Annotated in this window: 21 protein-coding genes; 11 read left to right on the forward strand and 10 right to left on the reverse strand. The window is 59.2% G+C overall.

Annotated elements, in window-relative coordinates; all coding sequences use genetic code 11:
* Position 1: 1 nt before the first annotated feature.
* Both envC and gpmM read right to left on the reverse strand, forming a co-directional pair.
* On the reverse strand, positions 2-1,273 hold the full coding sequence (gene envC, locus GT756_RS19415; RefSeq protein ID WP_135730232.1) for a murein hydrolase activator EnvC: 1,272 nt from the start codon (positions 1,271-1,273) through the stop codon (positions 2-4).
* Between the two features lie 9 nt (positions 1,274-1,282).
* Positions 1,283-2,827, reverse strand: coding sequence for a 2,3-bisphosphoglycerate-independent phosphoglycerate mutase (gene gpmM, locus GT756_RS19420; RefSeq protein WP_023319322.1), 1,545 nt, complete (start codon positions 2,825-2,827; stop codon positions 1,283-1,285).
* A 245-nt stretch (positions 2,828-3,072) separates the two neighbouring features.
* Here gpmM and GT756_RS19425 point away from each other — a divergent pair, with 245 nt between their 5' ends.
* From GT756_RS19425 to cysE, 5 genes are all read left to right on the forward strand, one after another.
* Positions 3,073-3,504 carry a rhodanese-like domain-containing protein gene (locus GT756_RS19425; protein WP_004205046.1) on the forward strand — a complete coding sequence of 144 codons (432 nt, stop codon included), beginning with the start codon at positions 3,073-3,075 and terminating at the stop codon, positions 3,502-3,504.
* 104 nt (positions 3,505-3,608) lie between these two features.
* Positions 3,609-3,860, forward strand: a complete 252-nt coding sequence (gene grxC, locus GT756_RS19430) for a glutaredoxin 3 (protein WP_002922429.1) — start codon at positions 3,609-3,611, stop codon at positions 3,858-3,860.
* 60 nt (positions 3,861-3,920) lie between these two features.
* The gene (gene secB, locus GT756_RS19435; RefSeq protein ID WP_002922428.1) at positions 3,921-4,388 is read left to right on the forward strand and encodes a protein-export chaperone SecB; all 468 of its coding nucleotides are present in this window, start codon (positions 3,921-3,923) and stop codon (positions 4,386-4,388) included.
* Complete coding sequence (gene gpsA, locus GT756_RS19440) at positions 4,388-5,407, forward strand: NAD(P)H-dependent glycerol-3-phosphate dehydrogenase (protein ID WP_004205045.1); 1,020 nt, start codon at positions 4,388-4,390, stop codon at positions 5,405-5,407. Before secB ends, gpsA begins: the two co-directional genes overlap by 1 nt.
* 73 nt (positions 5,408-5,480) lie before the next feature.
* Positions 5,481-6,302, forward strand: a complete 822-nt coding sequence (gene cysE, locus GT756_RS19445; protein WP_002922426.1) for a serine O-acetyltransferase — start codon at positions 5,481-5,483, stop codon at positions 6,300-6,302.
* A 102-nt stretch (positions 6,303-6,404) separates the two neighbouring features.
* Here the strand turns inward: cysE and trmL are convergent, their stop codons facing one another.
* The 5 genes from trmL to GT756_RS19470 form a co-directional block, all read right to left on the reverse strand.
* Entirely contained in the window at positions 6,405-6,878 is a 474-nt protein-coding gene (trmL, locus tag GT756_RS19450; RefSeq protein ID WP_004205043.1) for a tRNA (uridine(34)/cytosine(34)/5-carboxymethylaminomethyluridine(34)-2'-O)-methyltransferase TrmL, read from the reverse strand.
* 254 nt (positions 6,879-7,132) lie between these two features.
* Positions 7,133-8,317: an FMN-dependent L-lactate dehydrogenase LldD gene (lldD, locus tag GT756_RS19455; protein WP_004205042.1), complete on the reverse strand. Its 1,185-nt coding sequence runs from the start codon at positions 8,315-8,317 to the stop codon at positions 7,133-7,135.
* Positions 8,317-9,090: a transcriptional regulator LldR gene (gene lldR, locus GT756_RS19460; RefSeq protein WP_160125012.1), complete on the reverse strand. Its 774-nt coding sequence runs from the start codon at positions 9,088-9,090 to the stop codon at positions 8,317-8,319. The genes lldD and lldR overlap by 1 nt, the downstream gene beginning before the upstream one ends.
* Entirely contained in the window at positions 9,087-10,742 is a 1,656-nt protein-coding gene (lldP, locus tag GT756_RS19465) for an L-lactate permease (protein WP_004205040.1), read from the reverse strand. Before lldP ends, lldR begins: the two co-directional genes overlap by 4 nt.
* A gap of 283 nt (positions 10,743-11,025) precedes the next feature.
* The gene (locus tag GT756_RS19470; RefSeq protein ID WP_002922410.1) at positions 11,026-11,388 is read right to left on the reverse strand and encodes a YibL family ribosome-associated protein; all 363 of its coding nucleotides are present in this window, start codon (positions 11,386-11,388) and stop codon (positions 11,026-11,028) included.
* Between the two features lie 272 nt (positions 11,389-11,660).
* On the opposite strand from GT756_RS19470, the gene GT756_RS19475 reads away from it, so the two are divergent.
* A complete protein-coding gene (locus GT756_RS19475; RefSeq protein ID WP_002922402.1) occupies positions 11,661-11,885 on the forward strand; it encodes a hypothetical protein in 225 nt (74 codons plus the stop codon).
* On the opposite strand, the gene mtlR is transcribed toward GT756_RS19475, so the two are convergent.
* The 3 genes from mtlR to mtlA form a co-directional block, all read right to left on the reverse strand.
* Positions 11,874-12,470: a mannitol operon repressor MtlR gene (mtlR, locus tag GT756_RS19480; RefSeq protein ID WP_002922401.1), complete on the reverse strand. Its 597-nt coding sequence runs from the start codon at positions 12,468-12,470 to the stop codon at positions 11,874-11,876. The genes GT756_RS19475 and mtlR overlap by 12 nt on opposite strands.
* Positions 12,470-13,618, reverse strand: a complete 1,149-nt coding sequence (mtlD, locus tag GT756_RS19485; protein WP_004205038.1) for a mannitol-1-phosphate 5-dehydrogenase — start codon at positions 13,616-13,618, stop codon at positions 12,470-12,472. The genes mtlR and mtlD overlap by 1 nt, the downstream gene beginning before the upstream one ends.
* Before the next feature lie 101 nt (positions 13,619-13,719).
* Positions 13,720-15,627: a PTS mannitol transporter subunit IICBA gene (gene mtlA, locus GT756_RS19490; protein ID WP_017900038.1), complete on the reverse strand. Its 1,908-nt coding sequence runs from the start codon at positions 15,625-15,627 to the stop codon at positions 13,720-13,722.
* A gap of 538 nt (positions 15,628-16,165) precedes the next feature.
* Here mtlA and GT756_RS19495 point away from each other — a divergent pair.
* From GT756_RS19495 to selB, 5 genes are all read left to right on the forward strand, one after another.
* Positions 16,166-16,534, forward strand: a complete 369-nt coding sequence (locus GT756_RS19495) for a DUF3302 domain-containing protein (protein WP_004205035.1) — start codon at positions 16,166-16,168, stop codon at positions 16,532-16,534.
* Between the two features lie 3 nt (positions 16,535-16,537).
* The gene (locus GT756_RS19500; protein WP_004205034.1) at positions 16,538-17,674 is read left to right on the forward strand and encodes an HlyD family secretion protein; all 1,137 of its coding nucleotides are present in this window, start codon (positions 16,538-16,540) and stop codon (positions 17,672-17,674) included.
* A 92-nt stretch (positions 17,675-17,766) separates the two neighbouring features.
* Positions 17,767-18,375, forward strand: coding sequence for a glutathione S-transferase (locus GT756_RS19505; RefSeq protein WP_017900037.1), 609 nt, complete (start codon positions 17,767-17,769; stop codon positions 18,373-18,375).
* A 105-nt stretch (positions 18,376-18,480) separates the two neighbouring features.
* Positions 18,481-19,869, forward strand: coding sequence for an L-seryl-tRNA(Sec) selenium transferase (gene selA, locus GT756_RS19510; protein ID WP_065697458.1), 1,389 nt, complete (start codon positions 18,481-18,483; stop codon positions 19,867-19,869).
* Positions 19,866-21,707, forward strand: coding sequence for a selenocysteine-specific translation elongation factor (selB, locus tag GT756_RS19515; protein WP_049115157.1), 1,842 nt, complete (start codon positions 19,866-19,868; stop codon positions 21,705-21,707). Before selA ends, selB begins: the two co-directional genes overlap by 4 nt.
* Positions 21,708-21,772: the final 65 nt, after the last annotated feature.

The raw sequence follows: 21,772 nt of genomic DNA on the forward strand, positions 1-21,772 counted from the left end.
CTTATCTTCCCAACCACGGCTGTGGATTGACCGCCTGACCCTGGCGGCGAATTTCGAAATAGAGCGACGGACGGCCCTGACCGCCGCTGCTGCCTACGAGCGCGATAGGCTGACCGGCACGCACCTGCGTACCGACGCTGACCAGCGCGCTTTGGTTATAGCCATACAGGCTCATGTCGCCTTTGCCATGCTCGACCACCACCACCAGACCATAGCCCTGCAGCCAGTCGGCCAGAATGACCCGACCATCGGCAATGGCTCTGACTTCGGTGCCTTCAGACGCGGCGATAACCATCCCTTTCCAACGTAGTTCACCTTGCAGCTGTTCGCCATATCGATGAAGGAGCGGACCGCGAACCGGCCAGAACGCCTGACCGCGCGGCGAGCCCAGCCCGCCGGTGCGTGACATCAGCGAACGCTCGCTTTCCGTTGGTTTATAGGTGGTGCCTTTGCGCGATGCTTCCTGCTGGCGGTCGCGCACCGCCTGCGCATCGCGTGCTTCCCGATCGGCTCGGGCTTTGGCGGCAGCCTCCGCCTGGGCGATACGACCGCGTAGGCGCGATTCGTTAGCCCGCAATTCACTTAACTGTTGCTGACCTTGCTGAATGGAGGATTCCAGTCCGGAAAGGGTCTTTTTCCGTTCGTTACGCGCCTGCTCCAGCTTCGCCTGCTGAGCTTTTTGCTCGTAGACCAGCGTCTGCTGCTGGCTCTGCTTCTCTTCGAGCATCGACTTTTGCACCGCCATCTCTTCGCGCGTTTTCTTCAGTTCCGCGATGGTTTCCTGACGGGCCTGGTTGAAATAGCTGAAGTAGACCTGCATCCGCTGATTGCGCTGGCCCTCTTCACCGCTCAGCACCATCTGGATGCCGGTATGCGGCCCCTGGCGGAACGCGGCGTCAAGCTGCGTGGCGAGGTTACGCTCCTGAGACGCGCGCTGGCGCTCCAGCTTGGCGAGAGAGGCGTTCATTTCGTCAATCTGCTTATTGAGCTGGTTCAGGTTGTCCTGGGTTTCGCGCAGTTTGCGGGCCGCGGCGGCGATCGCTTCTTCCTGCGCTTTGAGCTGGGCGAGCAGGCTTGCGCGCTGCTGCTGCTGTTGCTTAATCGCCCGCTGCCTGGCGGCGATGTCGGCCTGGATGGACTTAAGCTGATCGCGATCGTCGGCGTGCGCAGATGACGCGCACAGTAATACGCCAGCGCTGAGCGCGCTGGCGTAAAGGACGGATCGAACTGCCGTTGCGATCCATGTAGTTGAATACGTCGCCTTTCCCCTCATGGGGAAGGATTATTCCACGATGAACAGCGGCTTGCCAGTCATCTCTTGCGGGATTTCCATTCCCATCAGCGACAGCATGGTTGGGGCGATGTCGGAAAGTTTGCCGCCATTGACCGCTTTAACCGCTTTGTTACCGACGTAGATCAGCGGAACCGGCAGGTTGGTGTGGGCGGTATGCGCCTGACCGGTGGCCGGGTCGCGCATCTGCTCGGCGTTACCGTGGTCGGCGGTGATCAGCAGCTGACCGCCAACGGATTCCACCGCCTGCGCCACCTGATCGATGCAGTGATCCAGCGCTTCAACGGCTTTTACGGCGGCTTCCATCACCCCGGTATGGCCAACCATATCGCCGTTCGGGTAGTTACAGATGATAGTGTCGTACTGGCCGCCTTTGATGGCCGCGACCAGTTTCTCGGTCAGCTCGGCGGAGCTCATTTCCGGCTGCAGATCGTAGGTCGCTACTTTCGGCGAATTAATCAGAATCCGCTCTTCGCCTTTGAACGGCTCTTCTACGCCGCCGTTGAAGAAGAAGGTGACGTGGGCGTATTTCTCAGTTTCGGAGATGCGCAGCTGGGTTTTATCGTGCTTCGCCATCCACTCGCCGAAGGTATTGGCCAGCGAGGCGGGCGGGTAGGCGCAGGCCACTTTGATGTCGGCGGCATATTCGGTGAGCATCACGAAGTCGAGGTTAACCACTTTCTTACGCGCAAAGCCGTCGAAGTCGGCGTTGACGAAGGCGCGGGTGATTTCGCGCGCGCGGTCAGCACGGAAGTTCATGAAGATCAGCGCATCGCCATCTTCCATCGCCGCATCGGCCTGGCCGGCGGCGCGGATCACGGTCGCTTTCACGAACTCGTCGTTTTCGTCACGGGCGTAGGCAGCCTGCAGACCGGCGACGGCGGTATCGGCCTGGAATTCGCCTTTCGCCAGGGTCATCAGGTCATAGGCCTGCTCAACGCGATCCCAGCGGTTGTCGCGGTCCATGGCGTAGTAGCGGCCGATGAGCGACGCGATGCGGCCTTTGCCCAGCGCGGCAAATTTGGCTTCGAATGTCGCCAGCGTTTTTTCCGCGCTGCGCGGCGGCGTATCACGGCCGTCGAGGAAGGCGTGCAGGTAGATCTTCTCAGCGCCGCGCTCTGCCGCCAGCTCCACCATCGCCATGATGTGATCTTCGTGGCTGTGGACGCCGCCTGGCGACATCAGACCCATGATATGTACCGCTTTGCCGGCGGCAACCGCTTTATCGACCGCGGCGGTCAGTACCGGGTTGGCGAAGAAGGTGCGTTCTTTAATTTCCACATCGAGACGGGTCAGGTCCTGATAGACGATACGACCGGCGCCCAGGTTGACGTGACCCACTTCGGAGTTCCCCATCTGACGGTCAGGCAGGCCAACTTCCAGGCCGGATGCATCGATCAGGGTATGCGGACGTTTGGCCCACAGGGCGTCCATTACCGGCGTTTTAGCGCTGTAAATGGCGTTATCCTGTTGGTCTTCGCGATAGCCGTAGCCATCCAGAATCACCAGTACCATAGGTTTTTTAGTAACCGACATTGCGACAACCTCATGCTCAAAGACAGAAATTTTGCGTAATTTTACTACAGCTGAATCGTTTAAATCCCCGTGAAAGATCAAAGAAAGGGAGCGGCCAGTCCGCGGCGCGTCAGCGAGAACGGCTTTTTTTCGCCGCCGCCCGCAGAAAATACATTACATCGCGCTCACTGGCTGTAATTGCCGCAAGGCACAGGTATACTCCTTTCCTGGTTTTTTTCTCACTTAGTCGGGAGTTGTAACCCCCCATGCAAGAAATTATGCAATTCATCGGCCGTCACCCTGTTCTGAGCATCGCGTGGATCGCGCTGCTGGGGGCGGTGCTGTTCACCACCTTCAAGGGCCTGATGTCGAAAGTTAAAGTCATCACCCGTGGTGAAGCGACGCGTCTTATCAATAAAGAAGACGCGGTAGTGGTCGACCTGCGTCAGCGTGACGATTTCCGTAAAGGCCATATTGCCGGCGCCATCAACCTGCTGCCCAGCGATATCAAAGCGAATAACGTCGGCGAGTTGGAAAAACACAAATCGCAACCCATTATTGTGGTAGACGGTTCCGGCATGCAGGCGCAAGAGCCAGCCAACGCGCTGAACAAAGCCGGGTTTGAAAAAGTCTTTGTACTGAAAGAGGGCATTGCTGGCTGGAGCGGCGAAAACCTCCCTCTGGTACGCGGCAAATAACTTACCCCGCGTGGTGATGCCGCCGCGTTTTCCCCGTCGCGCCTGACGTGAGGGGAACACAGGCTGCGGCGTAAAACCCTCAGGGTAATAACAGGAGTGAAGTCATGGCCAATATTGAGATCTACACCAAAGCGACCTGCCCGTTCTGCATCCGCGCGAAAGCGCTGCTGAACAGCAAAGGCGTAACGTTCCATGAGTTGCCGATCGATGGCGATGCCGCGAAGCGTGAGGAGATGATCCAGCGCAGCGGACGGACGACGGTTCCGCAGATTTTTATTGATGCGCAGCACATTGGCGGCTGTGACGACTTGTATGCGCTTGATTCACGTGGTGGACTTGATCCCCTCTTGCGCTAATTTTTGCGCGCTTTCCCTGCCGGAAGCGCGTATTTAAGGACAACACGAAAGGGTTTTACTATGTCAGAACAAAACAGCACCGAAATGACCTTCCAGATCCAGCGTATCTATACCAAAGATATCTCTTTTGAAGCGCCGAACGCGCCGCAAGTTTTCCAGAAAGACTGGCAGCCGGAAGTTAAACTTGATCTGGATACCGCCTCCACCCAGCTGGCTGAAGGCGTTTATGAAGTGGTGCTGCGTGTAACCGTGACCGCCGCTCTGGGCGAAGAGACCGCGTTCCTCTGCGAAGTACAGCAGGGCGGTATTTTCTCCATCGACGGCATCGAAGGCACCCAGATGGCGCACTGCCTTGGCGCATACTGCCCGAACATTCTGTTCCCGTACGCGCGCGAGTGCATCACCAGCCTGGTTTCCCGCGGTACCTTCCCGCAACTTAACCTTGCGCCAGTGAACTTCGACGCGCTGTTTATGAACTATCTGCAGCAGCAGGCTGGCGAAGGTGCTGAACAACATCAGGATGCCTGATGAACGCACTTAATGCTGCAATGACTGTGATCGGTGCCGGCTCTTACGGCACCGCTCTTGCCATCACCCTGGCAAGAAATGGCCACCACGTTGTGCTCTGGGGCCATGACCCGAAACATATCGCGACGCTGCAACACGATCGCTGCAACGCCGCGTTCCTTCCCGATGTGCCTTTCCCGGATACGCTGCATCTTGAAAGCGACCTGGCCACCGCGCTGGCCGCCAGCCGCGATATTCTGGTGGTGGTGCCAAGCCATGTGTTTGGTCAGGTGTTACGCCAGATTAAACCGCTGATGCGTCCTGACGCGCGTCTGGTGTGGGCGACCAAAGGCCTTGAGGCCGAAACCGGTCGTCTGCTGCAGGACGTGGCGCGTGAAGCGCTGGGCGATGATATCCCGCTGGCGGTGATCTCCGGGCCAACCTTCGCCAAAGAGCTGGCCGCCGGCCTGCCGACGGCGATTTCGCTGGCGGCGACGGATCCGCAGTTTGCCGAGGATCTGCAGCACCTGCTGCACTGCGGCAAGAGCTTCCGCGTCTACATCAACCCGGATTTTATCGGCGTACAACTCGGCGGCGCGGTGAAAAACGTCATCGCCATCGGGGCGGGGATGTCGGACGGCATCGGCTTCGGCGCCAATGCGCGGACGGCGCTGATTACCCGTGGCCTGGTGGAAATGTCTCGCCTTGGCGCGGCGCTGGGCGCCGACCCGGAAACCTTTATGGGGATGGCCGGCCTCGGTGACCTGGTGCTCACCTGCACCGACAACCAGTCCCGTAACCGTCGCTTCGGCATGATGCTCGGCCAGGGGATGGACGTGCAAAGCGCCCAGGAAAAGATTGGCCAGGTGGTTGAAGGCTACCGCAATACCAAGGAAGTTCGCGTTCTGGCACAGCGTTTAGGTGTCGAAATGCCAATAACCGAGGAAATTTATCAGGTATTGTATTGCGGAAAAATTGCGCGCGAGGCAGCATTGACCTTATTGGGTCGCGCCCGCAAGGACGAGCGCAGCAGCAATTAGCTTTCCTTTGTCACCTGAATGACCCTGCCAGCGCAGAACTGGCAGGTCATTACCATATCGCCTGGAGTATGCAATGCCGTGTGAAGAACTGGATATCGTCTGGAATAATATTAAAGCCGAAGCCCGGGCTCTGGCTGACTGTGAGCCAATGCTCGCCAGTTTTTACCACGCAACGTTACTCAAGCATGAAAATCTGGGCAGCGCACTGAGCTATATGTTGGCCAACAAGCTGGCTTCCCCGATTATGCCGGCGATCGCCATTCGCGAAGTGGTGGAAGAAGCCTACGCCGCCGACCCGGAAATGATCGCCTCCGCCGCCTGCGATATTCAGGCGGTGCGCACGCGTGACCCGGCGGTGGATAAATACTCCACGCCGCTGCTCTATCTGAAGGGTTTCCATGCCCTGCAGGCCTATCGTATCGGCCACTGGTTGTGGACGCAGGGCCGGCGTGCGCTGGCGATTTTCCTGCAAAACCAGGTCTCCGTCTCTTTCCAGGTGGATATCCACCCGGCGGCGAAAATCGGCCGCGGGATCATGCTCGACCACGCCACCGGTATTGTGGTTGGCGAAACGGCGGTGATTGAGGATGACGTCTCTATTCTGCAGTCGGTCACCCTCGGCGGTACCGGTAAAACCAGCGGCGACCGTCACCCGAAAATTCGCGAAGGCGTGATGATTGGCGCCGGAGCGAAGATCCTCGGCAATATCGAAGTCGGGCGTGGGGCAAAAATCGGCGCAGGCTCAGTGGTGCTGCAGCCGGTGCCGCCGCATACCACCGCCGCAGGTGTTCCTGCGCGCATCGTCGGCAAGCCGGAGAGCGATAAGCCGGCGATGGATATGGATCAGCATTTCAACGGTATTCACCACACTTTCGAGTACGGCGACGGGATTTAACGTCTTGCCCGGTGGCGCAGCGCTTACCGGGCCTACGATCTCATCCCGCCAGCCTGTCGCCCGGATAAGGCGCCGTGCGCTGCAATCCGGGAATCGCTCAGGCTAGCTGCGCAGCACGGCGCCTGGATACCCCAACTGCCGCCAGGCTTCATACACCACCACCGACACCGCATTCGACAGGTTCATGCTGCGGCTGTCCGGCATCATCGGAATCCGAATTTTCTGCTCCGGCGGCAGGGCATCCAGAATGCTCGCCGGCAGACCGCGGGTTTCCGGACCAAACATCAAGAAATCGCCATCCTGATAGCTGACCGCGCTGTGCGCCGGCGTACCTTTGGTGGTCAGGGCGAACAGGCGCTGCGGCTGTGCGCTGGCGAGAAACGCCGCGTAATCGGCGTGGCGCTGCACGGCGGTGAACTCGTGATAGTCCAGTCCGGCGCGTCTCAGGCGCTTATCGTCCCAGGTGAAGCCCATGGGCTCAATGATATGCAGACTGAAGCCCGTGTTGGCGCACAGGCGGATAATATTCCCGGTGTTCGGCGGGATCTCTGGTTCGAATAACACGATGTTCAGCATACTGCCCCCTTAATTGCGGGGGGCAGAATAGCAGATATTTGGTTAACCCTCACCCCGGCCCTCTCCCTGAGGGAGAGGGGGAAAACCGGCGCCGGCCGGTGGGCCGGAGGACGCGGGTAAAAGGACTCACCCAACCTTCGGTACTTTACCTGGACGTAGGGTAAGGCGAACGCTACCGCTAGCCTGGCTGCCGGACGGTTCCCTCTCCCTGACGGAGAGGGTTAGGGTGAGGAGAGAGAGCACAACGGCGCAGCTTATGCCGCGTTATGCTGCTTCAGCGCATCGAAGGTCTGCAGCGCCTCCGCGTTCTGCACCAGCGAATCACGGCTAATGTCCGCGATGGTTTTCGCGCCGGTCAGGGTCATCGCCACCTTCATCTCTTTCTCGATTAGATTCAGCAGATTCGCCACCCCCTGCTTGCCATGGGTCGCCAGGGCGTACAGGTAAGCACGGCCCAGCAGTACGCTGTCGGCGCCCAGGGCGATCATCCGCACGACGTCGAGACCGTTGCGGATGCCGCTGTCGGCGAGAATGGTAATGTCACCTTTCACGGCGTCGGCAATTGCCGGCAGGGCGCGAGCGGAGGAGAGCACGCCGTCAAGCTGGCGGCCGCCGTGGTTGGAGACCACAATACCGTCGGCGCCAAAGCGCACCGCGTCGCGGGCGTCCTCCGGGTCGAGGATCCCTTTGATCACCATCGGACCGTCCCAGAAATCACGGATCCACTCGAGGTCTTTCCATGAAATCGATGGATCGAAGTTATTCGCCAGCCAGCCGATGTAATCCTCCAGGCCGGTCGGCTGGCCGAGATAGGCGGAGATATTCCCCAGATCGTGCGGACGGCCGTTGAGGCCAACGTCCCATGCCCACTGCGGATGGGTGACCGCCTGCCAGTAGCGGCGCAGGGCGGCGTTCGGGCCGCTCATGCCGGAATGGGCGTCGCGGTAGCGGGCGCCGGGGGTCGGCATATCGACGGTAAAGACCAGCGTTGAACAACCCGCCGCCTTAGCGCGCTCCAGCGCATTGCGCATAAAGCCGCGGTCGCGCAGAACGTACAGCTGGAACCACATCGGCCGCTTGATAGTCGGGGCGACCTCTTCGATCGGGCAGACGGAAACGGTGGAGAGGGTAAACGGAATACCTTTGTCATCCGCTGCGCCAGCGGCCTGCACTTCGCCGCGGCGGGCGTACATCCCGCACAGCCCCACCGGCGCCAGCGCCGTCGGCATCGCCAGCTTCTCGTTGAAGAGGGTGGTCTCGAGGCTCAGGTCCGACATATTGCGCAGAATACGCTGGCGTAACGCCACGTCGGAGAGATCTTCCACGTTGCGGCGCAGGGTATGTTCGGCGTAAGCCCCGCCGTCGATATAGTGGAACAGGAAAGGCGGCAGGATACGCTGGGCGGCGGCGCGATAGTCGCTGGCGGCGGAAATAATCATCACGAATTCTCCCTGGAATTATCAATAGCATCGCCGGGCAGGCGGGTAATTCGCGCCTGGCGGGCCTGGTCTTCATCAAAACGTTTAATGGTGGCGTGGACAAAGCCTAAGTGGGCCATCATCGCCTGGCGCGCCGCCTCGGCGTCGCCGGCGACAATCGCCTCCATGACGGCCTGGTGCTGTTCGGTCAGGCGGGCAAATACCGGCGGCACCAGATACATACGCTGACGGCTCTGCTTGACGGAGGAGTGCAGCAGGTCGAAAAAGCCGCGCATGGTTTGCAGGAGCACCACGTTATGTGAGGCTTCGGCGATGGCCAGATGGAAGCGGACGTCCGCCTGCGAGGCGATATCCGGGTCTTCGCTCTGGGTCGCTTCAAAGCACAGGCGAATTTTTTCTTTATCAGCGTCGGTGGCCCGCATCGCCGCGTGCCACGCGGTGCTGGCTTCGATGGCGTGGCGGGCCTCGAGGATGTCGAAGCTGTAGTCAGGGTCATCGGCTAGTAGCATCTTCAGCGGCTGGACGATGTTTTGCTCCGACCACGGTTCATGCTGAAAGCGGACGAAAGTGCCACCGCCTCGACGGCTCAGCAGTACCCCTTCATTGACCAGCATCGCCAGCGCTTCGCGCAGGGAATTGCGCGAGACGCCGAGCTGAGCGGCGAGCTGACGCTCGGCGGGCAGTCGCATGCCCGCCTCCAGCTGTTGTTCTTCAATCAGCGCCCGGACGCGACGGGCTACATCGTCGGCCAGGCGTTTAGGCATCACTATCACGGGATCATCCAGGTTAAAACGTAGGCCTGCAGCGTGGTGATCAGGCCCACCATACAGGTGAAGATCAGGCTGTGTTTGACGGTAAAGCGGAACAGATCCGACTCTTTACCCACCAGGCCAACCGCGGCGCAGGCGATGGCGATCGACTGTGGGGAAATCATCTTGCCGGTGACGCCGCCGGTGGTATTGGCCGCGACCAGCAGGATATCGGAGACGCCAATCTGCTGCGCCGCCGTTGCCTGCAGCGCGGCGAACAGGGCGTTAGACGAGGTGTCCGAACCGGTCAGGAATACCCCCAGCCAGCCCAGGAACGGCGAGAAGAAGGTAAACGCGTGGCCGGTATGGGCCAGCGCCAGGGCCAGGGTTGACGACAGCCCGGAGTAGTTGGAGATAAAGGCGAACGCCAGCACCATGCCGATAGAGTAGATCGGCAGCGCCAGGTCCTTCAGCGTCCCGGCGAAGGTGGTCAGCGCGTCTTTCGGCTTCATACGCAGCCAGACGATGGACAGCAGGGCGGCGAACAGAATGGCGGTGCCGGTTGCCGACAGCCAGTCAAACTTATAGATGGCGGCGTAAGGCGTCGCGGCGCTGACCACCGGCGGCATGCGGGCGACCATTTTGTCGAGGAACGGCACCGAAAAATTGATGACGAAGTCATACATCGCGCCGCCCGGTGCGAACAGCGCTTTGAACGGCGGCACGCTCCACAGGGTTACGGTGGCGGTCAGGAACAGGAACGGCGACCAGGCGCGGATCACTTGTCCTGCGGTGTAGCGCGTGCGGGCCAGCGTCATATCCACCTGCGAGGCGCCGATGTCGCCAAAGCGGAAGATGCGCACCGGCTGCCAGCGTTTGAGGAACAGGGTCAGGCAGACCAGGGAGACCAGCGATGAGATGATGTCCGGCAGCTCCGGGCCAAGGAAGTTAGAGCTGAGGTACTGGGCGATAGCGAACGAGCCGCCTGCGACCATCACCGCCGGCCAGGTCTCTTTGATGCCCCGCCAGCCATCCATGATGGCCATGATCCAGAACAGCACGATAATGGTCAGGAACGGCAGCTGGCGGCCCACCATCTGGCCGATGGCGAAGCTGTCGATACCGGTTACCTGGCCGGCTACCAGGATTGGGATGCCCATCGCGCCGAAGGCCACCGGCGCGGTGTTGACGATCAGGCACAGGCCAGCCGCATACAGCGGGTTAAACCCGAGGCCGACCAGCAGCGCGGCGGTAATCGCCACCGGCGCGCCAAACCCCGCTGCCCCTTCGAGAAAGGCGCCGAACGAGAATCCGACGATCAGCATCTGCAGGCGTTGGTCAGGCGTAATTGACAGGATCGACGAGCGGATAATGTCGAACTGTCCGGTCTTCACCGAGATTTTATAGACAAAGACCGCGGCGATAATAATCCACGCGATGGGCCACAGTCCGTAGAAGAAGCCATACACTACCGAGGCCAGGGCGCGGTCCACCGGCATTTTATAGAACAGCAATGCAACGGCCAGGGCGATCGCAACGGTCCAGGTAGCGGCGAGATAGCCTTTCAGTTTGAGCTTAATCAGCGCAAAAAAGAAAAACAGAATCGGTAGCGATGCGATAAGACTGGATAACCAGATATTACCGGCGGGATCGTAGTTTTGTTGCCAGAGATTCATGCAGGGTCTCCATCGGGCCGCCAGGACGAGTGGGCTGAGTCTGCGCTCATTGCCGAATCCGTCTTAGGTAAAATTGGCCCGGCCAATTAGGGATAGCAGGGTTGATGACAACGAATGGTTAACCAGATGTTACTCTTAGGCAACGGGTTTGTGATGCATTTTGATGGATTTGTGAACTGCTGGGGGGTAGATGAATTTATTGGTTGGACCAATCTGCCAGCAGGGGACGAAAAAGGGTGGCGGTAGGACAGAATAACCCTCTCCGGACGGAGAGGGCTGGGGATTAGAATTCGCTGCGGGCGAAACCGGTCATCTCTTTCAGACCCATTTCCCGGCCCAGGGCGGTCATCGGATGGACGACCACCAGGCCGCGGACGCTTTTCTTCAGCTTGCCCATATCGGCCTGCTCTTTTTTGGTAATCGCGCGACGGAACGGCAGGCTCATCAGCTTTTGCGCCTCTTTGCTCAGCTTCTGGCTCTGGACGGAACGCAGACGTTCAATCTCCGTTTCCAGAGTGGCTTTTTCTTTTTCCAGCTCAGCGTATTTATCGGCGGCTTCCACCAGCGACAGCTCGGCCTGCTGGTGGCGGATGGCGTCGAGACGATCGCTCAGACGTTTGATTTCATTCTTTTCGACTTCTTTCATGGTGATTTGATCTGTTAATAAAGGGGCTTCATTCGCCTATAGTATGTGCCGTGACCGCTATTGTTGATAGCTATTTATCAAAAATTCGCCGTTAATCGCCGTCAGAATACGATACCTGAACCTGCTAATAATTTGAATTTTATTAATATTCTTTCTGATACCCGCTCTAATTTCATTTCTGTGAAGCCGGTCGGCAGATAAGCACGTTTTCCTTAACCCACGCCGGTGAATTGGCTAATGCTTAATCAGATTATTCCCAAAAGGAGGACGTGATGGCAAAGATCGGCGACGGCGTACCACGTTTAATCGACAAAGCGGTTGATTTTATGGCTTCCAGTCAGGCGTTTATGGAGTATTTGAAAAAGTCTCCGCGGCTGCAGCATGTACCGCGAGATATCCCGCAGGATAAGGAAGCGTTGTTTCTGCAGCGTCTGGAATATTATCGTCAGCTTTACCGGCCGACCTGCGACCAGACGGAGCCGGAATCAGAGCGTTGATTTCTGGAAGGCTTTTTTTAAGCTGATTCGTGAAATCAGCTCAGTCAGGGACAACACCATCGTTGAACGCACCATCTGCTGGTAACGCAGTTTCTGCATTGCCAGCAGTTCGGCGTCGCTGTCATCAAACTGCGGCGTTGGCGGCAGGGCGGCGACGCAGTGCAGTTCGCCGAACGGACCGATAATTTCGTCGTCGGTAAAGCTGTACTCATTGCCGTCGTGATTAAGCTCCTCGCGCAGGGCCATCAGCAGCTCGGCGTCTTCATATTCGGCACGACTTATCACCCCAAGGCCATAAATCAGCTTCAGGCGTACAGAGAGATCGCCGAGCGGCCCGCTGCCCTCCAGCAAGGGCTCGACGGCGTATTTCACCGCGTAGTCGTCTTTACGGAACACCTGAAGCACCAGAATATTGACCGCTTCCGTTAACAGCTCGACGGTGGCGATCAGGAAGCTTCGTACGGTTTTGCCAGCATTCAGACGCTCAAGCACACGGTTTTCAAATGCTTGTGTTTCTTCCATCATTGCCTGCATATCTGACAGGAGTCGTAATGGGCGCGACGTCGGTCGCGCCAGGTTGTGCATCATTTTACCGCGTTGTAGTCGTTAACGGCCTCCGCGACGACATCGCTTGCCGCGTCAAGGCCGGAAATCTGGGCCAGCGCGGCCTGCGGCCCCTTGTCGGCGATCAGCGCCGCCAGCTCCTGAGCCTGCGGATCGTCTTCGCTACGGAAATGCATCGCCGCCGCGATCCCTTTCACCAGGTTGCGGTGCGGCAGGCCGTATTCCAGTGTACCCAGCAGCGGCTTAATTAAACGGTCGCCGGCGCTCAGTTTGCGCAGCGGCTGACGGCCAACGCGCTCAACATCGTCTTTCAGGTACGGGTTCTCGAAACGGCCAAGAATTTTCTGGATATAAGCCGCGTGCTTCTGCGGGTCAAAGGCGTAGCGTTTGATCAGCACCGCGCCGCTCTCCTCCATCGCGCCCTGCACGACGGCCCGAATTTTCTCGTCGAGGATCGCATCGCGAATCGTCTGGTGGCCCGCCAGTTTTCCGAGGTAGGCGGTTATAGCATGCCCGGTGTTCAAGGTGAAGAGCTTGCGCTCGACAAATGCCATCAGGTTATCAGTTAATTCCATTCCCGGGATGGTCGGCAGTTCGCCCTTGAACTGGGTTTTATCGACGATCCATTCGCTGAAGGTTTCCACGGTGACTTCCAGCGGGTCATGGGTAGCGGACGCCGATGGCGGCACGATACGGTCAACGGCGGAGTCGACGAAGCCGATATGGGTTTCCACCCAGGCCTTATCTTCCTCCGCCAGGGCGTTAAATACGTGGCCTTTTAACTGCGTGGTGCCGCGCACCATATTTTCGCAGGCGATAATGTTCAGCGGGCGTTCGGTGCCCTGCGCTTTGCGCTTCGCTAGCCCTTTGGCGATGGCCGGGGCGATGCGCTCAAGGACCACGGGACCGACGGCGGTGGTCACCAGGTCGACGCTGGCGATCAGATCCACGACCTCGTCGCCAATGCTGCTGACGGCATTCACGCCGGAGACGGTATCCACCTGCTCATTTTCGCCAACGACGTGAACCTGGTAGCTATGACGGGCATTCAGGGCATCAAGTACGGTCTGATTAACATCGGCAAACGTCAGCTCGATGCCCGCGTCGGCCAGCAGTTTACCGATAAAGCCACGTCCGATATTACCTGCGCCAAAATGTAATGCTTTCATAGTATTAACCTTCAATTAATGTTTTTACCTGAGAGGGCTGGGGTGAGGCTTTTCCCCTCACCCAAACCCTCTCCAAAAAGGAGAGGGAATGGACCGGCTGTTTATTTATTCAGCAGCGCCAGTACGTCGTCGACGCTGGTGGTGTTCGCGAGTCGCTCAATCACCGTTTCGTCATCCAGCGCGTTGGTCAGGCTGGTAATCACCTGAATGTGCTCGTTGTTGCGGGCGGCGATGCCGATCACCAGGCGGGCAACATCGTCTTCATCTTCCCCAAAGCGCACCCCTTCCGGGTACTGGCAGAAGACGACGCCGGTTTTCAGCACGCGGTCTTTCGCTTCGATGGTGCCGTGCGGCACCGCGATGGACTCGCCAAGATAGGTCGAGGTCAGTTTTTCGCGGTCCAGCATCGCCTGCACATATTCCGGCTCGACGTAGCCGCCTTTCACCAGTTGCTCGCCGGCGAAGCGGATGGCTTCTTCTTTTGTGGCCGCTTTGCGACCGAGGAAGATGTTATCCGCACCCAGCTTGAACAGGTTTTTGTCAGTATCATCAAAGCTGTCTTTCAGGCTATCGGTGACTTTGACTTCGTTGTCGATGTGGCGCTGGGCCGCCACCAGACGCTCGGTCAGGCTGGTGTAGAGACCGCTGTCGAGGAAGTTGGTCAGCGAAATATGCTGTGCCTGCGGTACCTGGCGCATGGCGCGCTCGGTCAGGTCGCGGTGGGTGATCACCAGGTCAACATCCGGCGGCAGATTATTGATCGCGCTGTTGGTGACCGAGATGTTGCTCAGGCCGGCATCCTGCACTTTCTTGCGTAGTACCCCGGCGCCCATGGCGCTGGACCCCATCCCGGCGTCGCAAGCGACGATGATTTTCCGCACATGGCTCAGGTCGTTGGTGACATTGCCTGCCGCCAGCGGGTTGGCGCCTTTTGATTGCGCCTTCATGTCATGCATACGACGCGTCGCGGCTTCGATATCGTCTTCTTCTTTGACTTTGCTGGTCTTCAGCAGAACCGCAGAGACCACGAAGGAGACCGCCATCGCGGCGATAATGGCTGCGATGTTCGCGAAGTAGGCTCCTTTCGGCGTCATCGCCAGCACCGCCAGGATAGAGCCCGGGGAAGCCGGAGAGACCAGACCGCCGTTGAGGATGGTCAGGGTGAAGACACCGGTCATCCCGCCGAGGATAACGGCCAGGATCAGACGCGGGTTCATCAGCACGTACGGGAAATAGATTTCATGGATACCACCCAGGAAGTGGATGATAGCCGCCCCGCCTGCAGACTGTTTAGCGCTGCCGCGGCCAAAGAACATGTACGCCAGCAGAACGCCCATCCCCGGACCCGGGTTCGCTTCAATCAGGAAGAAGATGGATTTACCCAGCTCGTGGGACTGCTGAATACCCAGCGGCGAGAAGATACCGTGGTTGATGGCGTTGTTAAGGAACAGGATTTTCGCCGGTTCCACGAAGATAGACGCCAGCGGCAGCATGTCGTGCGCCACCATGAAGTTAACGCCAGCCGCCAGAATTTTCGACAGAACTTCTACCGCCGGGCCGATGCCGAGGAAGGCAAGAATAGCGAGGATCATCCCGATGATGCCGGCGGAGAAGTTATTCACCAGCATTTCAAAACCGGATTTGATCTTACCGTCGACCCAGTTATCGAACTTCTTGATGCAGTAGCCGCCCAGCGGGCCGGCAATCATGGAGCCGAGGAACATCGGCATATCCGCGCCGACGATAACGCCCATGGTGGTGATCGCCCCGACCACGCCGCCACGTTCGCCGCCGACTAATTTACCGCCGGTGTAACCGATCAGCAGCGGCAGCAGGTAGGTGATCATCGGACCGACCAGCTTCGCCAGCGTTTCGTTTGGCAACCACCCTGTCGGAATGAAAAGCGCGGTGATGATACCCCACGCGATAAACGCGCCGATATTCGGCATCACCATATTGCTGAGAAAACGACCAAAGCTTTGCACTTTGATCTTGATATCGGATGACATAAAACACCCCTTCTTCTGTTTTGCGTATCGCGCAGGCTAAAAGCCCGAGGTTTGTTGTTAATGTGGCGGCAGAGGTAGCCGGGCCCTGATTGATAGTGCGAAATCTGGCACTGAATCGTTTAGCTGTCCAGCCAACGCCTTTTTATGTGATGTAGATCACATGAATATAGGGTGCGCGGTGGGTTTTGTAGCGATTGTGATCACATAATTGCTGTGTAAAAAAACAACAGACCGTCGTTTTTGCCGCTAATCTGCGATTTTGTGTGATATTTGTCACAATTTTGTTTCGTGTTTTTGTTGTTTGTTTGTGATTTTGATCACAAAGAATTTCACGGTGGATTTTCGCCGCTGTGATCTCGGCCCGGTTTTGCGGCCAGGGCGAGGTGGCTGTGTAACTAAGCAACCATGTTGGTTAAATAACTTTTTTCCACCGGATGGCAAAAATGAAAGGGGTGAATTATGCTCAAATCAGCGGCCCGGATGTCAGTGGGTCGTGAATAAAATTTATATAAATTATTAGCGTAAAGCCGAGGGAATTATGTTTCTCAATTATTTTGCGCTGGGTGTTCTGATCTTCGTTTTTCTGGTCATTTTTTATGGGATTATCGTTATTCACGATATTCCTTATTTGATTGCCAAAAAACGCAACCACCCCCATTCCGATGCTATTCATGTCGCCGGATGGGTCAGTCTTTTTACTCTCCACGTCATCTGGCCGTTTTTATGGATATGGGCCACGCTGTACCAACCTGAGCGCGGCTGGGGCATGCAGCATAAGGCGAATACGGACCCCGACGAACCTGAAAAAGAAAGCGATATACAACAGCTTCGCCAACGACTGAGCGACCTTGAACATCAGGTGGCGGCCATCCAGCGGCCACAGTCCACCTCTGCGGCGGAGAAATAAACTATGGATCTGTTGATAATTTTGACCTACGTGGCTATCGCCTGGTCGATATTTAAAATTTTCAAAATACCGGTAAATAAATGGACAGTTCCCACCGCGGCGCTTGGGGGCGTATTTATTGTTAGCGCGCTTATTTTATTAATGAACTATAACCACCCTTACACCTTTCTGGCGCAAAAGGCGGTGATATCTATTCCTATCACGCCGCAGGTTACCGGAGTAGTTGACAGCGTCACCGACAAAGCGAATCAGCGCGTCAAAAAGGGCGAGGTGCTTTTTACTATTGACCCGGCGCGCTATCAGGCGCGGGTCGACCGTCTGCAGGCCGACCTGGTGACAGCGCTGCACAGTATTAACACCCTCAAGGCGCAGCTCTCTGAAGCCCAGGCCAACACCACCCGCGTATCGGCGGAACGCGATCGCTTATATAAAGACTATCAACGTTACCTGAAAGGGAGCCAGGCCCGGGTGAATCCCTTCTCAGAAAGCGACATCGATAACGCCCGGCAGAATTACCTGGCTCAGGACGCGCTGGTCAAGGCGTCGGTAGCGGAACAGGCGCAGATCCAGAGCCAGCTGGACAGCATGATCAACGGCGAGCAGTCGCAGGTGGTTAGCCTGCGCGCCCAGCTGGCGGAGGCGAAGTACAATCTCGACCAGACTACCGTGCGGGCGCCCAGCGATGGGTATATCACTCAAGTGTTGATCCGTCCGGGGACCTACGCTGCCTCGCTGCCGCTGCGGCCGGTGATGGTGTTTATCCCTGAGCAAAAAAGGCTGATCGTCGCCCAGTTCAGGCAAAATTCGCTGTTAAGGCTGGAGAAGGGCGACGACGCGGAAGCGGTGTTTAATGCCCTGCCCGGACAGGTATTCCACGGCAAACTGGTGAGCATTTTACCGGTGGTACCGGGGGGAACCTATCAGGCGCAGGGGGCGTTGCAGTCGCTGACCGTGACGCCGGGCAGCGATGGCGTGCTGGCGACCATTGAGCTCGATCCGAATGCCGAAATCGATGCACTACCCGATGGCATCTATGCGCAGGTGGCGGTCTACTCCGACCATTTCGCCCACGTTTCGGTGATGCGTAAAGTGCTGCTGCGCATGACCAGCTGGATGCACTACCTCTATCTCGACCATTAATGCGATCGGCGGCAGGTTGAGCGGGATGCTCACCTGCCTTTTACCTCGCCCTGAGCCATACTCATATCTTTGTTGGCGATAAGGAGCAGGCTATGAAACTGATCGGCAGCTACACCAGTCCCTTTGTGCGCAAAATATCGGTGATCCTGCTGGAAAAGCGCATCCCTTTTGAATTTGTCAACGAATCCCCCTACAGCGAAAGCAACGGCGTGTCGCGCTATAACCCGCTGGGCAAAGTGCCGGCGCTGGTGACAGATGACGGCGAATGCTGGTTTGATTCTCCGGTTATCGCGCAGTATCTCGAGCTGCTGGGCGTGGCGCCGCCGATGATCCCCGCCGATCCCAGAGCCGCTCTCAGGATGCGCCAGCTTGAAGCGCTGGCAGATGGGGTGATGGAGGCCGCCCAGGCGCTGGTGCGCGAAAAAGCTCGCCCTGCGGCCCAACAGTCAGAGCAAGAGCTGCTCCGCCAGCGGGAGAAAGTGGCGCGCGGCCTCGACAGGCTGGAAGCCTGCGCGGCGGACGGAACGCTACGCGGCGACGAGGTCAATCTGGCGACCATCTCTACGGCCTGCGCCATTGCCTACCTGAACTTTCGCCGGGTGGCGCCGGGCTGGTGCGCCACCCGGCCGCAGTTGGTGAAGTTGGTGGATGCGCTGTTCCAGCGCGCCAGCTTTGCGCGCACCGAACCGCCGCGGACTTGACCCAGGCAGGTAACAGTTTGCGCAAGGAGGCGTTACAATCGCCGCTGATTGTTGACTCCCTCTCCCGTCGGGAGGGGGGAAAATAACTTACCGCCAGGCCCATTCATGACTACCGAAATTCGTGCGCTTTATACCCGGCTTCCGGCCATTGACCGCTTACTCCGCGACCCCGCTTTTTCCTCCCTGCTGGCGCAGCACGGCCATTCGCAGGTGGTGACGCAGCTGCGCCAGATGCTGGACGAGGCGCGGGAACAGATCCGCCAGTGTCAGACACTGCCTGACTGGAGCCATGACTGGCTGAGTGCCTGCGCGCAGCGGCTGACCGCCAGCCGGCAGAGCGCCCTGCGTCCGGTGTTTAATCTCACCGGTACGGTGCTGCACACCAATCTCGGGCGCGCCATCCAGGCTGAGGCGGCGGTGGAGGCGGTCGTCAGCGCGATGCGCGCGCCGGTGACGCTCGAATATGATCTCGACGACGCCGGGCGCGGCCATCGCGATCGCGCTATTGCCGATCTGCTGTGCCAGATCACCGGCGCGGAAGATGCCTGTATCGTGAACAACAACGCGGCGGCCGTGCTGCTGATGCTGGCGGCCACCGCCAGCGGCAGGGAGGTGGTGGTCTCCCGCGGCGAGCTGGTGGAGATCGGCGGGGCGTTCCGCATTCCCGACGTGATGCGTCAGGCAGGTTGTCAGCTGCACGAAGTGGGCACCACCAACCGCACCCACGCCAAAGACTATCGCCAGGCGGTGAATGACAATACCGCCCTGCTGATGAAGGTCCACACCAGCAACTACAGCATTGAAGGCTTTACCAAAGCCGTCGACGAAGCGGAGCTGGCGGTCATCGGCCGCGAGCTGGACGTCCCGGTAGTGGCCGACCTGGGCAGCGGGTCGCTGGTGGATCTCAGTCAGTATGGCCTGCCGAAGGAGCCGATGCCGCAAGAGATGATCGCCGCCGGGGTGAGCCTGGTCAGTTTCTCTGGCGACAAGCTGCTCGGCGGCCCGCAGGCCGGAATTATCGTCGGCAAACGCGCGCTGATTGCCCGCCTGCAGAGCCATCCGCTGAAGCGGGCCCTGCGCGCGGATAAAATGACTCTCGCGGCGCTGGAAGCCACGCTGCGCCTCTATCAGCATCCGGAAGCGCTGCGGGAAACCTTACCGACGCTGCGCCTGCTCACCCGCCCGGCGGACGAGATCCGCTTGCAGGCTGAACGCCTGCAGCCTGCCCTGGCGGCACACTATGCTGATTTTGCCGTCAACGTGGCAGCCTGCCAGTCGCAGATTGGCAGCGGCTCGTTACCCGTCGACCGTCTGCCTGGCGCGGCGTTGACCTTTACCCCCCATGACGGCCGCGGCAGCCGGCTGGAGGCTTTGGCGGCCCGCTGGCGCAGGCTGCCATGCCCGGTGATTGGCCGCATTTATGACGGCCGGCTCTGGCTGGATCTGCGCTGTCTGGAAGATGAAACCCGGTTTATGGAGATGTTGTTACGATGATTATTGCCACCGCTGGACATGTTGACCACGGCAAAACGACGCTGCTGCAGGCGATAACCGGCGTGAATGCCGATCGTCTGCCGGAAGAGAAAGCGCGGGGAATGACGATCGATCTCGGCTATGCCTACTGGCCGCAGCCGGACGGGCGGGTGCTGGGGTTTATTGACGTGCCCGGGCACGAAAAGTTTTTGTCCAACATGCTGGCGGGGGTGGGTGGGATCGACCATGCGCTGCTGGTGGTGGCCTGCGATGACGGGGTGATGGCGCAAACCCGCGAACACCTGGCGATCCTGCAGCTGACCGGAAAGCCGACGCTGACCGTGGCGCTCACCAAGACGGACCGCGTGACGGCCGCCCGGGTGGCGGAGGTTCAGGCGGAGGTCGAGCAGGCCCTGCGCGAACTTGGCTTTGACGCCGCCGCTTTCTTCCCCACCGCGGCGGTGGAAAACCTCGGTATTGCCGAACTGCGCAGCCATCTGCTGCAGCTTGCGGAGCGCCCCCATCCGCAGCAGCGGCGTTTTCGCCTGGCGCTGGATCGCGCTTTCACCGTCAAAGGGGCGGGGCTGGTGGTCACCGGGACGGCGCTCTCCGGCGAAGTACGGGTCGGGGATACCCTGTGGCTTACCGGCGTCAACACGCCGATGCGCGTCCGCGGTCTGCATGCCCAGAATCAAGCGGTTGAGCAGGCGCAAGCCGGGCAGCGTATTGCGCTGAACATTGTCGGCGATGCGCAGAAAGAGGCATTGCACCGCGGCGACTGGCTGCTCTCTACCCCGCCGCCGGAGCCTGCAGAGCGGGTGATTGTCGAACTGCAGTGCCATACGCCACTCAGCCAGTGGCAGCCGCTGCATATTCACCACGCTGCCAGCCACATCACCGGCCGGGTGTCGCTCCTTGAGGGCGACCTGGCGGAGCTGGTGCTGGATACCCCGCTGTGGCTGGCGGATAACGACCGGCTGGTACTACGCGATATCTCTGCTCGCTTGACGTTGGCCGGCGCACGAGTGGTGACGCTGGATCCCCCGCGCCGCGGCAAGCGTAAACCGGAGTATTTGCAGTGGTTGCACGCCCTGGCGGCGGTTGGCGCTGACGATGCGCAGGCCCTGGAGCTGCATCTGCAGCGGGACGCCGTCCGGCTTGAGCGCTTCGCCTGGGCTCGGCAGCTGAGTGAAACCGGAATGGCGGCCTTGATCCAGCGGCCTGACTATCTGCAGGCCGGACAGCGCTTGCTTAGCGCGCCGCTTGCCGCCCGCTGGCAGCGAAAATTGTTGGATGCCCTGGCGCGCTACCATGAACAGCATCGCGACGAGCCGGGCCCTGGCCGGGAGCGCCTGCGCCGCATCGCGCTGCCGATGGAAGATGAAGCGCTGGTGCTGCTGCTGATTGAGCAGATGCGCGAGAGCGGCTTAGTCCGCAGCCATCACGGCTGGCTGCATCTGCCCGAGCATAAAGCCGGGTTTACCGACGAGCAGCAGGCGGTCTGGCAGAAGGTGGAGGCCCTGTTCGGCGATGATCCCTGGTGGGTGCGCGATCTCGCGCGCGAAGTCCATGTTGAAGAGTCCCTGATGCGCGCGGTGCTGCGCCAGGCGGCGCAGCAGGGGATAATTACCGCGATCGTCAAGGATCGTTACTACCGCAACGATCGCATTGTGCAGTTCGCCCAGCGGGTGCGCGAGCTGGATCAACTGCGCGGGTCAACCTGCGCGGCGGATTTTCGCGATACCTTAAACGTAGGGCGGAAGCTGGCGATCCAGATCCTGGAATATTTCGATCGGATTGGCTTCACCCGCCGTCGCGGCAACGATCATATCCTGCGCGATAAGGCGTTGTTTCTGTAATCATTAACGCCTGCTCCCCGGCGGACAGCGAACGCTGTGTTGCCGGGGAAGAGGAGGTCGCGCTG

The sequence above is a fragment of the Klebsiella sp. Q2 genome (assembly GCF_009900705.1).
GTDB classification, from domain to species: Bacteria; Pseudomonadota; Gammaproteobacteria; order Enterobacterales; family Enterobacteriaceae; genus Klebsiella; species Klebsiella quasipneumoniae.

What these genes read in the sequence shown, in the direction of transcription:
- envC (WP_135730232.1), bottom strand. Translation starts at nt 1,273, where the DNA reads ATGAGGGGAAAGGCGACGTATTCAACTACATGGATCGCAACGGCAGTT.
- gpmM (WP_023319322.1), bottom strand. Translation starts at nt 2,827, where the DNA reads ATGTCGGTTACTAAAAAACCTATGGTACTGGTGATTCTGGATGGCTAC.
- GT756_RS19425 (WP_004205046.1), top strand. Translation starts at nt 3,073, where the DNA reads ATGCAAGAAATTATGCAATTCATCGGCCGTCACCCTGTTCTGAGCATC.
- grxC (WP_002922429.1), top strand. Translation starts at nt 3,609, where the DNA reads ATGGCCAATATTGAGATCTACACCAAAGCGACCTGCCCGTTCTGCATC.
- secB (WP_002922428.1), top strand. Translation starts at nt 3,921, where the DNA reads ATGTCAGAACAAAACAGCACCGAAATGACCTTCCAGATCCAGCGTATC.
- gpsA (WP_004205045.1), top strand. Translation starts at nt 4,388, where the DNA reads ATGAACGCACTTAATGCTGCAATGACTGTGATCGGTGCCGGCTCTTAC.
- cysE (WP_002922426.1), top strand. Translation starts at nt 5,481, where the DNA reads ATGCCGTGTGAAGAACTGGATATCGTCTGGAATAATATTAAAGCCGAA.
- trmL (WP_004205043.1), bottom strand. Translation starts at nt 6,878, where the DNA reads ATGCTGAACATCGTGTTATTCGAACCAGAGATCCCGCCGAACACCGGG.
- lldD (WP_004205042.1), bottom strand. Translation starts at nt 8,317, where the DNA reads ATGATTATTTCCGCCGCCAGCGACTATCGCGCCGCCGCCCAGCGTATC.
- lldP (WP_004205040.1), bottom strand. Translation starts at nt 10,742, where the DNA reads ATGAATCTCTGGCAACAAAACTACGATCCCGCCGGTAATATCTGGTTA.
- GT756_RS19470 (WP_002922410.1), bottom strand. Translation starts at nt 11,388, where the DNA reads ATGAAAGAAGTCGAAAAGAATGAAATCAAACGTCTGAGCGATCGTCTC.
- GT756_RS19475 (WP_002922402.1), top strand. Translation starts at nt 11,661, where the DNA reads ATGGCAAAGATCGGCGACGGCGTACCACGTTTAATCGACAAAGCGGTT.
- mtlR (WP_002922401.1), bottom strand. Translation starts at nt 12,470, where the DNA reads ATGCACAACCTGGCGCGACCGACGTCGCGCCCATTACGACTCCTGTCA.
- mtlD (WP_004205038.1), bottom strand. Translation starts at nt 13,618, where the DNA reads ATGAAAGCATTACATTTTGGCGCAGGTAATATCGGACGTGGCTTTATC.
- mtlA (WP_017900038.1), bottom strand. Translation starts at nt 15,627, where the DNA reads ATGTCATCCGATATCAAGATCAAAGTGCAAAGCTTTGGTCGTTTTCTC.
- GT756_RS19495 (WP_004205035.1), top strand. Translation starts at nt 16,166, where the DNA reads ATGTTTCTCAATTATTTTGCGCTGGGTGTTCTGATCTTCGTTTTTCTG.
- GT756_RS19500 (WP_004205034.1), top strand. Translation starts at nt 16,538, where the DNA reads ATGGATCTGTTGATAATTTTGACCTACGTGGCTATCGCCTGGTCGATA.
- GT756_RS19505 (WP_017900037.1), top strand. Translation starts at nt 17,767, where the DNA reads ATGAAACTGATCGGCAGCTACACCAGTCCCTTTGTGCGCAAAATATCG.
- selA (WP_065697458.1), top strand. Translation starts at nt 18,481, where the DNA reads ATGACTACCGAAATTCGTGCGCTTTATACCCGGCTTCCGGCCATTGAC.
- selB (WP_049115157.1), top strand. Translation starts at nt 19,866, where the DNA reads ATGATTATTGCCACCGCTGGACATGTTGACCACGGCAAAACGACGCTG.